The 13,269-nt window shown below is 66.2% G+C and carries 15 protein-coding genes and 1 tRNA gene; 10 read left to right on the top strand and 6 right to left on the bottom strand.

Translation table 11 applies throughout. The annotated features are described in order from the left end of the window. Positions 1–294 precede the first annotated feature (294 nt). Positions 295–642, top strand: a complete 348-nt coding sequence (locus AZH51_RS09095) for a hypothetical protein (protein ID WP_291523436.1) — start codon at positions 295–297, stop codon at positions 640–642. Positions 643–703: 61 nt separating this feature from the next. Here the strand turns inward: AZH51_RS09095 and AZH51_RS09090 are convergent. Further along, positions 704–780, bottom strand: a tRNA-Val gene (locus tag AZH51_RS09090). 118 nt (positions 781–898) lie between these two features. On the opposite strand from AZH51_RS09090, the gene AZH51_RS09085 reads away from it, so the two are divergent. Next, positions 899–1,228, top strand: a complete 330-nt coding sequence (locus tag AZH51_RS09085) for a TfoX/Sxy family protein (protein WP_291523434.1) — start codon at positions 899–901, stop codon at positions 1,226–1,228. Positions 1,229–1,235: 7 nt separating this feature from the next. On the opposite strand, the gene AZH51_RS09080 is transcribed toward AZH51_RS09085, so the two are convergent. Further along, positions 1,236–1,658 (bottom strand): hypothetical protein, encoded by a 423-nt coding sequence (locus AZH51_RS09080; RefSeq protein ID WP_291523432.1) that lies wholly within the window; start codon positions 1,656–1,658, stop codon positions 1,236–1,238. 111 nt (positions 1,659–1,769) lie between these two features. On the opposite strand from AZH51_RS09080, the gene AZH51_RS09075 reads away from it, so the two are divergent. Next, positions 1,770–2,765, top strand: a complete 996-nt coding sequence (locus tag AZH51_RS09075; protein WP_291523430.1) for a TIGR03557 family F420-dependent LLM class oxidoreductase — start codon at positions 1,770–1,772, stop codon at positions 2,763–2,765. Positions 2,766–2,818: 53 nt separating this feature from the next. Here the strand turns inward: AZH51_RS09075 and AZH51_RS09070 are convergent, their stop codons facing one another. The 3 genes from AZH51_RS09070 to AZH51_RS09060 form a co-directional block, all read right to left on the bottom strand. After that, positions 2,819–3,511, bottom strand: coding sequence for a DoxX family membrane protein (locus tag AZH51_RS09070; RefSeq protein WP_291523428.1), 693 nt, complete (start codon positions 3,509–3,511; stop codon positions 2,819–2,821). A gap of 244 nt (positions 3,512–3,755) precedes the next feature. Beyond that, entirely contained in the window at positions 3,756–4,337 is a 582-nt protein-coding gene (locus AZH51_RS09065) for a DoxX family membrane protein (RefSeq protein ID WP_291523426.1), read from the bottom strand. A 173-nt stretch (positions 4,338–4,510) separates the two neighbouring features. Continuing rightward, entirely contained in the window at positions 4,511–5,905 is a 1,395-nt protein-coding gene (locus AZH51_RS09060; protein WP_291523424.1) for an esterase-like activity of phytase family protein, read from the bottom strand. A 220-nt stretch (positions 5,906–6,125) separates the two neighbouring features. Between AZH51_RS09060 and thrS the strand changes: the two genes are divergently transcribed. Both thrS and AZH51_RS09050 read left to right on the top strand, forming a co-directional pair. Next, positions 6,126–8,108, top strand: a complete 1,983-nt coding sequence (gene thrS / locus AZH51_RS09055; RefSeq protein WP_291523422.1) for a threonine--tRNA ligase — start codon at positions 6,126–6,128, stop codon at positions 8,106–8,108. A gap of 51 nt (positions 8,109–8,159) precedes the next feature. Continuing rightward, positions 8,160–8,630: a GNAT family N-acetyltransferase gene (locus tag AZH51_RS09050; RefSeq protein WP_291523419.1), complete on the top strand. Its 471-nt coding sequence runs from the start codon at positions 8,160–8,162 to the stop codon at positions 8,628–8,630. A 97-nt stretch (positions 8,631–8,727) separates the two neighbouring features. Here the strand turns inward: AZH51_RS09050 and AZH51_RS09045 are convergent, their stop codons facing one another. Continuing rightward, positions 8,728–9,186: a nitroreductase family deazaflavin-dependent oxidoreductase gene (locus AZH51_RS09045; RefSeq protein WP_291523418.1), complete on the bottom strand. Its 459-nt coding sequence runs from the start codon at positions 9,184–9,186 to the stop codon at positions 8,728–8,730. Between the two features lie 65 nt (positions 9,187–9,251). Between AZH51_RS09045 and AZH51_RS09040 the strand changes: the two genes are divergently transcribed. From AZH51_RS09040 to AZH51_RS09020, 5 genes are read left to right on the top strand one after another with little or no spacing between them, the layout of a single operon-like run. Then, complete coding sequence (locus AZH51_RS09040) at positions 9,252–9,800, top strand: HIT domain-containing protein (RefSeq protein ID WP_291523416.1); 549 nt, start codon at positions 9,252–9,254, stop codon at positions 9,798–9,800. Between the two features lie 21 nt (positions 9,801–9,821). Then, positions 9,822–10,451: a phosphatidylinositol phosphate synthase gene (gene pgsA / locus AZH51_RS09035; protein WP_291523414.1), complete on the top strand. Its 630-nt coding sequence runs from the start codon at positions 9,822–9,824 to the stop codon at positions 10,449–10,451. After that, positions 10,448–11,389 (top strand): phosphatidylinositol mannoside acyltransferase, encoded by a 942-nt coding sequence (locus AZH51_RS09030; RefSeq protein ID WP_291523412.1) that lies wholly within the window; start codon positions 10,448–10,450, stop codon positions 11,387–11,389. Before pgsA ends, AZH51_RS09030 begins: the two co-directional genes overlap by 4 nt. Then, entirely contained in the window at positions 11,386–12,597 is a 1,212-nt protein-coding gene (locus tag AZH51_RS09025) for a glycosyltransferase family 4 protein (RefSeq protein WP_291523410.1), read from the top strand. The genes AZH51_RS09030 and AZH51_RS09025 overlap by 4 nt, the downstream gene beginning before the upstream one ends. Further along, positions 12,597–13,190, top strand: coding sequence for a hypothetical protein (locus AZH51_RS09020; protein ID WP_291523408.1), 594 nt, complete (start codon positions 12,597–12,599; stop codon positions 13,188–13,190). The genes AZH51_RS09025 and AZH51_RS09020 overlap by 1 nt, the downstream gene beginning before the upstream one ends. The last annotated feature ends 79 nt before the right edge of the window (positions 13,191–13,269 follow it).

Raw genomic sequence — 13,269 nt, 5'->3', positions numbered from 1 at the left:
CAGCCGTGTCGTGCGTCGGCTCGACCTGCTCTTCGTTCATGTCCTGCAGTGTCATGCGTCCCTATTCCGATCCCGCCCACAGCAGTGGGCGTGTCACGGACCAGAAACACCGAAACTGCGATAGTCCCAAATGGCCGAGCGCTAGGCCATGAATATGAAAGATCACTCGATTCATCTACGAACGATGTTCCGACTCATCGCGGCGGTGGACGTAAAGGTGTCTAGGTTCATGACATATGTCACTAGTGATGCGTCTCTAGTGAGTCGCGACATGCGTCACAGTCGGATGGGCTGGTGTCGAATGATCGTGTCGTCGTTCTGAAGATCATCGCTAGCCCACACCGCGCTAACCAGTGCCGCACCCCGGGCCAGACTTACCGGGCGACCCCCAAGGCCCAACCCGCCGGCGGCCGCGACACCCACTACCGACTGCGCTACGACAAGGTCGACAAGAACGGTCGGATCACCCTGCGCCGAGCCGGGCGCATGCACCATCTCGGCATCGGGGCCGCCCACCGCGGGAAAGGAGTCCTGGCCCTCATCGACGAAACCACCGTCACGATCACCCACCTCGAGACCGGGCAGATCATCGCGACCAACCTCATTGACTGGCGCAACACACAACGAGAGCTCGGCCGGTAGCACGCCATGGAGAAGAACAGCCCCCTGACGGTGTTTCCGCAGGTCAGAGGGCCTTTGACAATGGTGGACGTAAAGGGACTCGAACCCCTGACCTCTCGCGTGTGAAGCGAACGCTCTAACCAACTGAGCTATACGTCCAGGCCGGTCGCGGAACCAGCCGCGCCGAAGGGAAAGACTACTAAGCCGCCGTCCAGATCCGAAATTGACCCACCGGCCGACGCTTCCCCGGCGCAGTGACTTCTGGCAGCCTCAGCGCATGGAGGAGATCGAGCTGCTTGGCCGGGTTCGCGAGCGACTGCTCACCGCTGGCGACGTCCAGGAGAAACGGATGTTCGGCAGCATCGCCTTCATGGTCAACGGGACGCTACGACTGGCAGTGGGGGAGAAGGAGGACCGGGTGATGATGGTCCGCGTCGATCCTGAGGAGTACGACGAGGCCCTGGCTCGCGAGGGAGCCGCACCAGCCGTGATGAAAGCCAGGTCCATGCGCAACTACCTGTTCCTGAGCGACGCGGCGGTCGTGGAGGACGTTGACCTGCAGTGGTGGGTCGACCTGGCCCTCCGGTCGCCGGACTCCACGAACTAGGAACGGATCAGCGGTCCTTCCACAGCACCCGGACCGCGTCGGTCGCCGACAGTGCACCGGCCACCAGCAGAGGCTGGAACAGCAAGCGGATCGCGCGCTTGGTGTCGGTGTCCAGGCCGAAGCCGTCCTTGTGCTCGACGAACTGGGCGATGTTGCCGGGGAACACCGCGACGAAGAAGGCGCCAGCGGTCGCACCCACGTACGCCCGGGCCGGCTGTTTCCAGGTCGTCAGCAACGCTGTTCCTAAAGCGATTTCGACGACACCGGAAGCCAGCACCACGAAGTCGGTGTTCGCCGGAAACCAGTCGGGCACCTGGGCCTGGAACTCCTCGCGGGCAAAGGTGAGGTGGCCGACGCCGGCAAAGGCGAGAAAGCCACCCAGAGCGGCTTGCCCGGCGATACGAGCTTTCGACGCGAGTGAACGGGACACCTGCAACCTCCAGTCAGGGGCGGGATCAGAACGCAACCAGTCTCGCGCACGGCCTTGCGGCTCCGCCCTTCGGGCGGTCCTTGGGCACACTGCGCGACGTTAAATCAAGTCATGACAATCAGATTCGGCTACACCCTGATGACCGAGCAGTCGGGACCCAAACAACTCGTGCAGTATGCGCGGTCCGCCGAAACCGCCGGTTTCGACTTCGAGGTCTCCAGCGACCACTACTCGCCCTGGCTCACCAGCCAGGGCCACGCGCCGTACGCCTGGAGTGTTCTCGGCGCCGTCGCCCAGGCCACTGAGCGCGTCGAGTTGATGACCTACGTGACCTGCCCGACCCAGCGCTACCACCCGGCGGTCGTCGCCCAGAAAGCCGCGACTTTGCAGATCCTCGCCGACGGGCGGTTCACGCTCGGGCTGGGCAGCGGGGAGAATCTCAACGAGCACATCACGGGAGAGGGCTGGCTGCCGATCGCTCAGCGCCAGGACATGCTCGAAGAAGCCATCCAGATCATCCGTGCACTGCACACGGGTGACCTGGTCACCTGGGACGGCACCTACTTCCGGGTTGACTCTGCGCGGATCTGGGACGTGCCGGACGCCAAAGTACCTCTGGCAGTAGCAGTCTCAGGCGATGCGTCGATCGAGCGGTTCGCCCCACTGGCCGACGACCTCATCGCGGTGGAACCGGACGGGGACCTGGTGCAGGGCTGGAAGGACGCGCGAGGTGATGCGGGTGCAACGACCCAGACGCGAGCCATCGGGCAGATACCGGTGTGCTGGGATCCGGTGCGCGACCAAGCGATCGAACGCGCTCACGAGCAGTTCCGGTGGTTTGGGCTGGGCTGGGCGGTCAACGCCGACCTCCCGACACCGGCAGGGTTCGCCGGCGCGAGCCAATTCGTCACCAAGGACGATGTCGCCGACGCGATTCCGTGTGGCCCGGACATCGATGCGATCGTGGCCGCGGTGCAGCCGTATTGGGAGGCTGGATTCACCGATATCGCGCTGGTGCAGATCGGAGACGAGGGTCAGCAGCGTTTCCTCGATGAGGCCGCCGAGCCGATTCTGGCCGCCTTGCGCTCAGCCGCGGCGGACGCCTAGACATAAAGAAATGGCCGCTCCTGGATGGAGCGGCCATTTCTTTAGGGGGAGGTTCAGACCAGCCAGCGGTTCCTGCCGACGGCCTTTTCCCACATTCGACCGAACCCGAGGGTTCGTCCGGCAAGAAATGCGGCACAGACAATTCCGGCCAGGGCGTAGATGACGTGGTAGTCGACGATCGGGTTGGTCGACCCACTGGGGTCACCGGTCGAGGTGACCTTGTCCAGCGGCCATTCGGCCATCCACATCATCGCCATCATGGCCAGGTTGGCGATCGCCGCGATCCGCAGGCCGATCCCGAGGATCAGGGCAATACCGATGGCCGCGAGGCCGATCATGAACAGCCCGTTGGCCCACCAGGTGCCGGCGATGTTGTGGAAGAAGTCCTGCAGGCCCTTGGGACCCACGTGCACGTTGGCGAGGAATCCCTTAGTAGGAGAACCGCCGTTGATCCAGGCACGTGCCTTCGGCGTGGAGTAGCCAAGACCGAAGAGCTTGTCCAGGAAAGCCCACAACATGATGAAGCCCAAGGCAATTCGCAGAAGCGCCAGGCAGGTGCGGCCGATCATGCCACCCGGCGAGTCGGGGAGGTCCACGACCTCGTCTGCAGGCGGCGTGGTGCCGCGTTCGTAGCGGGCGTCCTTGTCGTCGCGGTGACCGTAGATCGGGTTGTCTTCGACCAGGGTGGGGTCGCGTGGTGGCTCAGTATCTCCGCCGTACCCCCGGGCGGGTTCGTTGCTGCTCACAGTTCCCAACTCCTTTTGTTGGTATCTCATGAAGCGGCGGTCTTCTGTGTGCACAACCGTGCTGCGTCACGAGGGTGATTCCGACACGATCAGTTTCGTGTGATAGCGCGGGTGTCCGCAAGGCAACGCGCCGATTTGTTACCCCGAATTGTCCGGTGGGCTGCTATATCCAAACGCGAAATAGCGTCTGGGGCAATAGAAACGGGAGGCCCTGCCGAAGCAGGACCTCCCGTTGCCGGCTGCGTCAGACGAGCCAGCGGTTCTTGCCGACCACGCGCTCCCACCAGGAGCCAATGCCCCAGGTGCGACCGGCGTAGCTCAGCGCGCACACGATGGCGACCAGCGCGTAGATCACGTGGTAGTCGACGATCGGGTTGGTGGAGCCACTCGGATCACCGGTTGCGGTGGTTTGGGCAAGTGGCCACTCAGCGATCCACATCATGGCCATCATCAGCGTTGCACCGATAGCGGCGAGTCGAAGGCCCGCGCCGACGATCAACGCAACACCGATCGCGAGGAGGCCGAGCATGAAGAGCCAGTCCGCGACCGGGTTACCCGCGATCGAGTGGAAGAAGCTCTGCAGCGGACCAACCTCGACGTGCGACAGGAATCCCTTGGTGGGGGATCCGCCATTGATCCAGGCTCGGGCACTCGGGGTCGAGTAGCCCAGGCCGAAAGTCTTGTCCAGGAAAGCCCAGAGGAAAATGAACCCGGTCGCGATACGAAGGACGGCCAGCACACGGCGCATCACGGACGACTCGGAGTGGTGCTCGCTGGTCACCTCCGATGTCTTCGCGTGGGTCGGACGGTGCATCATTTCGGTCATCGTTGACCATCTCCTTCGATGTGTTCCGATGACTCCAGCTTCCTCCTGTGGAAGCGTTTACACAAGCAAGTTAAGCCTAACCATCAAGCACCGTTCGGCCCGGTCACTGAGCACTCGAAAACGACTGTGGCGCAGGGACTTTCAAATGGCCGGTTGATGGGCCGCGGCGGCGGTCACCCGCGGTAGGCGGCGGGCACTTTCGACAGGTCGACCTTGAGCAGCTGCAACGTGTCCTGGGTGCCGTCGGGCAGCGTCTTGGCGTGCAGCTGGAACGGCGGCGCAGCATTGGTCACGGCGTCGATACCGAAGTCGCTGTCGTTGGCGATCACGACCTGGCGGCCACCGTGCAGCACGGCCACGCCTTCGAGTTTGTCGTGACCGTAGAACTTGCCGGTCGGATCGATCGCCGTCACCAATCCAGCCACATCCAGGAAGAGTGCACTGCTGACCGGGGCAATCCCGTTCTGCTGCAAAGCAACTGCGGCATCGACCGTCGACTTCTTGCCGGCAATGGCTTCGATGGTCTGACCGTTGACGATCAGTCCGCCCTTGCTGGCGTCGTACGTCGATCCGGGGACAGTGCTGTCCGGCCCGATGTCGGTGGCGCCGGTGAGGTCGATCTTGAACAGCTTCTTGTTGGCGCCCGGTTCCATGCTGCCGTCGCGCTCATCGACCAAGAACTGCGTGTTGCTGAGCGCGGAGATCTCGCTGGCGCCCGTGGTCACGTCCTCGCTGCCGTGGTGCAGCAGATAGACGAATTCCTTGGTCGCGCGGGTACGCAGATCGACGGTCACCACGCGAAGAGCCGTGGCCTTCTTGGCCTTCGGGCCGTCCGGGGTGTTCAACGCGGACTGCATGATGCCGACCAGGGTCCGGCCGTCGGGAGTGACGGTCAGACCTTCCATGCCTCTGTTCGGCTCGCGATTCTTCAACTCCGCCGGCAGCGTCCCGTCGTAGGGGGAAAGCCGTTCGATCTGACGGCCCCAGCGGTCGAAGTGGGTGATGAACGGTCCGTATTCGTCACTGACCCAGAAGGTTCCGTCCCGCAGCGCCACCAGTCCCTCGGGGTCGTAACCGTAGGGGCTGGCCGGCAGAACGTTGCCGTCCAGGTCGGTGATGGTCTCGCCGGTGCTCGCCTGGGAGTTGACCTGCCCGTTGTAGCGGGTGCCGTCGGCGCCGCGTAAGGGGATGGTGCGCAACAGGATTGCCCGCCCGTGGATCAATGCGAACTCACCGATGCTCGGGGTGAAATTCGGCAGCGGCTCGATCTTGCTGCCGTCCGGGCCGTCGACGTTCGGTCCGCGGTCGGTGAGGCCGTAGAAGAGGACGTCGGAGCCAGGTCTTGCCACCCAGGAGGAGCCCCAGCCGGATCCGTCGATACGTACCCCGCCGATCGTCGCCAGAGGCGGAAGGTGCTGGGAGTACACCTCGACCGCGTCCCGCGCGGACGGTGCGCGGTGCGCCTCCGCAGGAACGGTAGCGAAGCAGGCGCACGCCGTGAGCGCAGCGGTAGCGGCGGCGAACAAGCGACGGTGGGACACGGCGTACTCCTGCTGGGGGTAGGACAAGACGGCGACGTGACGGGGCAGAGTTGGCGGCGGCCCGTATCACCCGGGCCGCCGCAGGCCAGGCAACTGCCGGCCGGTGACGCGCACACGTCGGGGTCGTGGACGGCGGGTGAACAACCCGTGGCGGATTAATCGATGCAAGCCCGGCGGCGGTGGGCCGATAGCCTGGGTCGAGTGCCACGCCCGTGGTGCCCCACCCGTTAACGCGAGGAGAACGCCCGTGTCTGCCCAGGTCCCTGCCCCCATCGCCGGAAGCGAGCGATCGGCGCTGGAGGGGACTACCGGCACGGACTTGTTCAGCGGCGACAAAGCGGTCGTCGCGATGCGCGTCAACGGCCAGTTGCAGGACCTCTTTCGCCCAGTGCCCGCCGATGCCCAGGTCGAGCCGGTGCGCATCGACGAGCCGGATGGCCTGAACATCCTGCGGCACTCCGCGGCCCACGTGCTGGCCCAAGCCGTGCAGCAGATCAACCCGGACGCCAAGCTGGGGATCGGACCGCCGATCACCGACGGCTTCTACTACGACTTCGACGTCGCCACCCCGTTCGTCCCCGAGGACCTTAAGGCCCTCGAGAAGGCGATGCAGAAGATCATCAACGAGGGTCAGACCTTCTCCCGTCGCGTCGTCACCGACGAGGAGGCGCGCGCTGAACTGGCCGGCGAGCCCTACAAACTCGAGCTCATCGGGCTGAAGGGCAACGCCGGCGAGGCGGCCGAAGGCGCGGACGCCGAGGTCGGCGGCGGCGAGTTGACGATCTACGACAACCTGCGCCGCGACGGCGAGCGTGCCTGGGGCGACCTGTGCCGCGGGCCCCACCTGCCCTCGACCAAGTTGATCGGTAACGCCTTTAAGCTGATGCGCTCCGCCGCGGCGTACTGGCGGGGTAGCGAGAAGAACCCGCAGCTGCAGCGGATCTACGGCACGGCGTGGCCGACCAAGGAAGAACTGAAGGCCTACCTGGACCGGTTGGCCGAGGCCGAGAAGCGCGATCACCGCAAACTGGGCGCCGAACTGGACCTGTACTCCTTCCCCGATGAGTTGGGCTCCGGGCTGGCGGTCTTCCACCCCAAGGGCGGCGTGATCAAGCGGGAGATGGAGGACTTCGTCCGGCGCCGGCACATCGAGGAGGGTTTCTCCTACGTCGGCACACCGCACATCACCAAGGAGGGCCTGTTCCACACCTCGGGCCACCTGCCGTACTACGCCGACACGATGTTCCCCCCGATGCAGCTCGAAGGCGCCAGCTATTACCTCAAGGCCATGAGCTGCCCGATGCACAACCTGATCTATAAGTCGCGCGGGCGCTCCTACCGCGAACTGCCCATCCGGTACTTCGAATTCGGCACTGTCTACCGCTACGAGAAGTCCGGAGTCGTGCACGGGCTGACCCGCGTGCGCGGCCTGACGCAGGACGACTCGCACTCCTACTGCACGCCCGAGCAGGCTCCGGCCGAGGTGAAACACCTGCTGGACTTCGTGCTGTCGGTGCTGCGCGATTTCGGTCTGGACGATTTCTACCTGGAGCTGTCCACCCGGGACACCGAGGGGGACAAGAAGGACAAGTTCCTCGGCACCGACGAGGAGTGGGAGATCGCGACGCAAATCCTGGAGGATGTCGCGACCGCCTCCGGTCTGGAGTTGGTGCCCGACCCCGGCGGCGCGGCGTTCTACGGCCCGAAGATCTCTGTCCAAGCGCGCGACGCGATCGGTCGGACCTGGCAGATGTCGACGATCCAGTACGACTTCAACCAGCCCAGCGGGTTCGAGTTGGAGTTCCAGGCCGCGGACGGCACGCGTCAGCGCCCGGTGATGATCCACTCGGCCAAGTTCGGTTCCATCGAGCGTTTCCTGGGCGTGCTCGTCGAGCATTACGCCGGGGCTTTCCCGCCCTGGCTGTCGCCGGTCCAGGTGATGGGTGTGCCTGTCGCCGAGGAGTTTGCCGACTACCTGGCCGGAGTGCTGGACACCCTGGCCGCGCAGGGTGTTCGGGTGGAGCTGGATGACTCCGATGACCGGTTCCCCAAGAAGATCCGCAACGCGTCGAAGTCCAAGGTGCCGTTCGTGCTGATCGCGGGGGAGGAGGACCGCTCCGCTGGCGCGGTGTCCTTCCGCTATCGCGACGGCTCGCAGAAGAACGCCGTACCCCTGGCCGACGCGGTCGCCGAGATCACGGCCGCGATCGAGAGCCGCACCCAGGTCTGAGGCGGTTGGCTCGCGGGCCAGAAACGCCAGTTGGTGTGCTTCGATGCGGAGATGAGTGAGGTCCGCATCACCCGCGCCACGCGCGACGAGGCGCTGATCGTGGCGGCGCTCGCCCTCCAGATGGACCTGGAGGACGACGCTGCCACGCCGCGGTCGGGTTTCCTGTCCGAGTACGCCGATGCCTGGCTGGCTGACTCCGCGAGCCGCCCGACGTGGCTGGCTTTCGGTCCTGAGGGTGAGGCGATCGCCCTGGTGCAGTCCGTGCTGATCACCAAACTGCCGTCGCTGCGTCGGCCGGTCGTCAGTTGGCTACACGTTGCGCAGGTGTTCGTGGTCCCGGCCCACCGCGGCCAGGGTCTCGCCGGGCGCATGCTGACGGTGCTGCAGGACTGGGCCCGCGCTCATCAGGTGGATCGCGTGCAGCTGAACGCGCGGCAGCAGGCGCGCGGCGTCTACGAACGGGCCGGCTTCGTGCCCGCCTCGGACCGCCTCATGGAGTGGCGAGCGCCATCAAGGCCCTAGCGCCCGGTCACGCCGTGCTTTTGGAACGCGATTCACCTGGAATCCGAACTTTTAGGTGAATCTCGTTCCAAAAGTCGGTGCAGACGGGCCCCCAACGTCAGGAGACGGTACGGACCGGCTCCACCACGAACACCGGGATCTGCCGGTCGGTCTTGGTCTGGTAGTTCGCGTACTCCGGGTAGGCCGCAACGGCACGCTCCCACCACTGCTCACGCTCGGGACCGGACAACTCACGAGCGATGCCGACCAACTGGGTCGTGCCGTCCTGAACCTCGACCTCAGGGTTAGCCTGCAGGTTGTGGTACCAGGCGGGGTGCTCCGGTGCGCCGCCCTTGGAGGCCACCACGCCGTACGAGCCATCGTGCTCCACCCGCATCAGCGGAACCCGGCGCAACAGACCGGACTTGCGGCCCCGGATGGTGTAGACCACGACCGGCCGGTCCATCACCTGTACCGACTCGGTCGTGCCCGTCTTGTCGATGGTCTCGAGCTGGCCACGGACCCATTCGGTCTTCTCTTCGGCGAACTCACCCGGCAGTGCACTCTTGAAGGTCATATTCCCGGCAACCACGAGATCGCGGCGATCATTCCGGGCCGACGGGCACTCCCTAGGATCAATCCATGACCGAACTCGAGCGCGACGACGACTTCGCGCGGGTGTCCGACGGATTCGAGCGGCTGTGGACCCCGCACCGGATGGTCTACATCGACACCCCGAAGCCGGAGAACGACGACTCCGACGCCTGCCCGTTCTGTGTGGCCCCCACCCGTAGCGACGCCGATGGCCTGATCGTGCACCGCGGCGACCTCTGCTTCGTGGTGCTCAACCTGTTCCCGTACAACCCCGGCCACCTGCTGATCTGCCCCTACCGGCACGTGCCGCTCTACGTCGACCTGACCGACGAGGAGACGGCCGAGTTCACGGCGTTGACCAAGGCCGCGATCGCTGCGCTCACGGACGCCTCGGCTCCCGACGGATTCAACCTGGGCATGAACCAGGGCGCCGTCGCCGGAGCGGGGGTCGCCGCGCACCTGCACCAGCACGTCGTGCCCCGCTGGGGCGGTGACTCCAACTTCCTGCCGATCGTGGCCCAGACCAAGGCGCTGCCGGTGCTGCTGGAAGACACTCGGGAGCGCCTGGTGGCCGCTTGGCCGGAAGCCCGTGCGTGAACCCGTAGGCTCTAGCCCACCATGCTCAACCGATTCGCCCGGGCCCTGTTCACCAAGTTGTTCGCCCCCATCGCCCGGTTCCTGCTGAAGCTGGGTATCAGTCCCGATGCCGTCACCATCGTCGGGACGCTCGGGGTGTGCGTCGGCGCCCTCGCCTTCTACCCGCGCGGCTCGTTCTTCTGGGGCACCATCTTCATCACCTGCTTCGTCTTCTCCGACATGATCGACGGCAACATGGCCCGTCAGTCGGGGCGATCCAGCGTGTGGGGCGCCTACCTGGACTCGACCCTCGACCGGGTCGGCGACGCCGCGATCTTCAGCGGCCTGATCCTGTACTACGCCGGCAAGGGCGACAGCATGATCATGGTCGTCCTCGCGCTGGCCTGCCTGGTGCTGGGCAGCGTGGTCTCCTACGCCAAGGCCCGGGCCGAGGGCTTGGGTATGACTGCCAACGTGGGGATTGCCGAGCGCGCCGACCGGCTCGTCGCGGTCCTGGTCACCACCGGCCTCGTGGGGATCCCGTTCCTGCACCTGCCGACCGCTGTGCTCGGCGTGGTGCTCGCGCTGCTGGCGGTCGCGAGCCTGGTGACCGTGATCCAACGGATGCTCACCGTGCGCCAGCAGGCGCTCGCGGCGGAGACCGGGGCGTGAGCCGCCGCAGCGAGCTGACCGGGGCCGCGACCGTTGCCGGCTATCGCGCCGGGTGGGGCGTCGTGCGCCGGTTACCCGAGCGATCGGCGTACGCCGCGTTCCAGGCCATCGCGGACCGCACCTATGCGCGTAACGGCAAGAGCGTGCAGCGGCTGCGGGCCAACTACGCACGGGTCCGTCCCGAACTGGCCGAGCCAGAGCTGGAAGCGCTGGTCAAGGAGGGTATGCGGTCCTACCTGCGGTACTTCTGCGACGCGTTCCGGCTGCAACTGCAGACCCGCGAATCCCTCGACGGGATCGTGCAGTTGGAGGATCACGGCGACGACATCGTGGCCGAGGTGAGCGCGGGCCGGCCGCTGATCGGGTTCCTCGGCCACATGGGCAACTGGGATCTGACCGGTGCGTGGGCCACCTACCACTTTGCCAAGGTCACCACGATCGCCGAGCGGCTCAAGCCGGAGGAGCTCTTCGAGGAGTTCCTGGAATTCCGGGAGAGCCTGGGCATGACGATCATCCCGCTCACCGGCGGCGGCGCGCCGTACGCCGCGATGCGCGACGCACTGAACGCCGGAGGTTTCGTGCCCCTGCTGGCCGATCGCGACCTCACCTCTCACGGTGTCGAGGTGGACCTGTGCGGGCACCGGGCCAAGGTCGCCGCCGGCCCGGCCCGGTTGGCGCTGGAGACCGGTGCCGCGCTGCACACCATCGCGATCCGCTACCGGCCGCTGCCCGGGCGGGCGATGCAGGGCATCACCGCCCACATCGGCCCCCGCGTGCCGGTGCCGGACGGGGTCGATGACACCGAGAAGGTGCGGCTCATGACCCAGGCCTGCGTCGACGTACTCGGTGAGCAGATCCGGTTGCACACCGCGGACTGGCACATGATGCAGCGCGTCTTCATCGACGACCTGGACCCGGCGCGGGACTCAGCGCGGTGAGGGTCGGGATCGTCTGCCCGTACGCCGTGGACGTGCCCGGCGGGGTGCAGTTCCATGTCCGTGACCTGGCCGAATACCTTTTAGCCGCAGGGCATCACGTCAGCGTGCTCGCGCCGGCGGACGACGACACCCCGCTGCCGCCGTACGTCGACAGCGCCGGGAAGGCGGTCCCCGTGCCGTATAACGGTTCGGTGGCCCGGCTGCTCTTCGGCCCGGTCACGGCGGCCCGAGTGTCGCGGTGGATCGAACGCGGCGAGTTCGATGTGGTCCACGTGCACGAGCCGGTCAGCCCGAGTCTGTCCATGCTGGCCATGTGGGCCTGCGAAGGGCCGCTGGTCGCGACCTTCCACACCAGCAACGCCCGCTCCCGGACGCTGAGCACCTTGCAACCGGTGGTGCAGTCCGGACTGGAGAAGATCCGGGGCCGCATCGCGGTGTCGGAGGCCGCCCGGCGGTTCCTGCTGTCGCACATCGACATGGACTGCACCGTCATCCCCAATGGCGTGTACGTCGATGACTTCGCCCGGGCGCACGTGACCCCGGCCTGGCAGGGCACTGCGCAACGGCCGACGATCGCTTTCCTGGGGCGGATCGAGGAACCGCGTAAAGGTATTGCGGTGCTGCTGAGCGCACTGCCGCAGCTGTTGGTGAGGTATCCGGGGCTGCGGGTGCTGATCGCCGGGCCCGGCGATCCCCGTGAGGTGATGTCCGGCCGGCCGGAGCAGGTGAAGGCGGCGTGTGAGTTCCTCGGGGCGGTCACGGATGAGCAGAAGGCCAGCCTGTTGCATTCGGTGGATGCCTACGTCGCTCCGAACATCGGCGGGGAGAGCTTTGGCATCATCCTGATCGAGGCGATGAGCGCCGGGGCACCGGTGATCGCCAGCGACATCGAGGCCTTCGATGCCGTTCTGCGCGGGGGGATGTGCGGCGTGTTGTTCGCCAATGAGGACCCCGGGTCCCTCGCCGCCCAGATCGAACGTGTGCTGGACGATGCGGATTTGCGTGCCCGACTGCGATCCGCCGGTCTGCAACGGGCGCGGGAGTTCGACTGGTCCCGAGTGGCGACCGAAATCATCAATGTGTACGAAACCGTCATCGCCGCCGACCCCCGCCCGGCCATGATGGAAGAGACCGCACCGAGCATCACGCGGCGGGGGAGGCGGCTGTCGGCAGTCCGGCAGTTGCGCAGACTGACAGGAGGTGACTGATGCAGACGCTGGGGTGGATCGCACTAGCGGTCGCGATCATGGCTGTGGTCGCGTGGTACTTGTCCTACAACGCCGCCCGGCTCGACCGGCTGCACGCCAAGGTCGAGGGGTCGGTGTCGGCCCTGGACGCGCAACTGGTCCGGCGCGCCGAGGTGTCGGTCGAACTGGCGAATTCGGGATTGATCGATCCCGCCAGCGCCCTGCTGCTGGCCGAGGCGGCCAGCGAGTCGCTGGACACCTCCGACGCCGCCGCGGTGCGGGTCGAGGTGTCCGAGCAGGGGGTGGACGCCCACCGGGCGAAGGTGGAAACCGACCTGACCCACACCCTGATCGCGGTCCTCACGCCAGAGGTGGTGGAGACGATGCGGGCGCGGGATGGCTACGCCGTGGAGCAGCTCGACCGGGTGCAGGCCGCGTGTCAGCGGGTCCAGTTGGCGCGCCGGTTCTACAACGATGCCGTCGCTGACGTGCAGAACATGCGCGCCCAGCCGTTGGTCCGGGTGTTCCGGTTGGCCGGCCACACCGACCTGCCGCAGGTGCTCGACTTCGACGACACCGTTCCGCAGGTCGCGGTGCCGGTCCCGGAGGCCTGAACACGGCAGGAGTTACTCCTGACCGTTTGATGCCAAATGCCGGCCCGTGGCACCTAGCTGCCTCACGGTGCCTCTAGCC

The organism is Branchiibius sp. NY16-3462-2 (assembly GCF_001594145.1).
In the GTDB taxonomy this organism is placed as follows: Bacteria; Actinomycetota; Actinomycetes; order Actinomycetales; family Dermatophilaceae; genus Branchiibius.
Note: the sequence above shows the minus strand (reverse complement) of the source record. Positions and strands in the feature narration are given on the sequence as shown.

Bases quoted from the DNA above. Each gene is read 5' to 3' on its own strand.
- pgsA (WP_291523414.1), top strand. From the start codon at position 9,822: ATGCTCAACCGATTCGCCCGGGCCCTGTTCACCAAGTTGTTCGCCCCC.
- AZH51_RS09040 (WP_291523416.1), top strand. From the start codon at position 9,252: ATGACCGAACTCGAGCGCGACGACGACTTCGCGCGGGTGTCCGACGGA.
- AZH51_RS09085 (WP_291523434.1), top strand. From the start codon at position 899: ATGGAGGAGATCGAGCTGCTTGGCCGGGTTCGCGAGCGACTGCTCACC.
- AZH51_RS09045 (WP_291523418.1), bottom strand. From the start codon at position 9,186: ATGACCTTCAAGAGTGCACTGCCGGGTGAGTTCGCCGAAGAGAAGACC.
- AZH51_RS09075 (WP_291523430.1), top strand. From the start codon at position 1,770: ATGACAATCAGATTCGGCTACACCCTGATGACCGAGCAGTCGGGACCC.
- AZH51_RS09020 (WP_291523408.1), top strand. From the start codon at position 12,597: ATGCAGACGCTGGGGTGGATCGCACTAGCGGTCGCGATCATGGCTGTG.
- AZH51_RS09065 (WP_291523426.1), bottom strand. From the start codon at position 4,337: ATGACCGAAATGATGCACCGTCCGACCCACGCGAAGACATCGGAGGTG.
- AZH51_RS09050 (WP_291523419.1), top strand. From the start codon at position 8,160: ATGAGTGAGGTCCGCATCACCCGCGCCACGCGCGACGAGGCGCTGATC.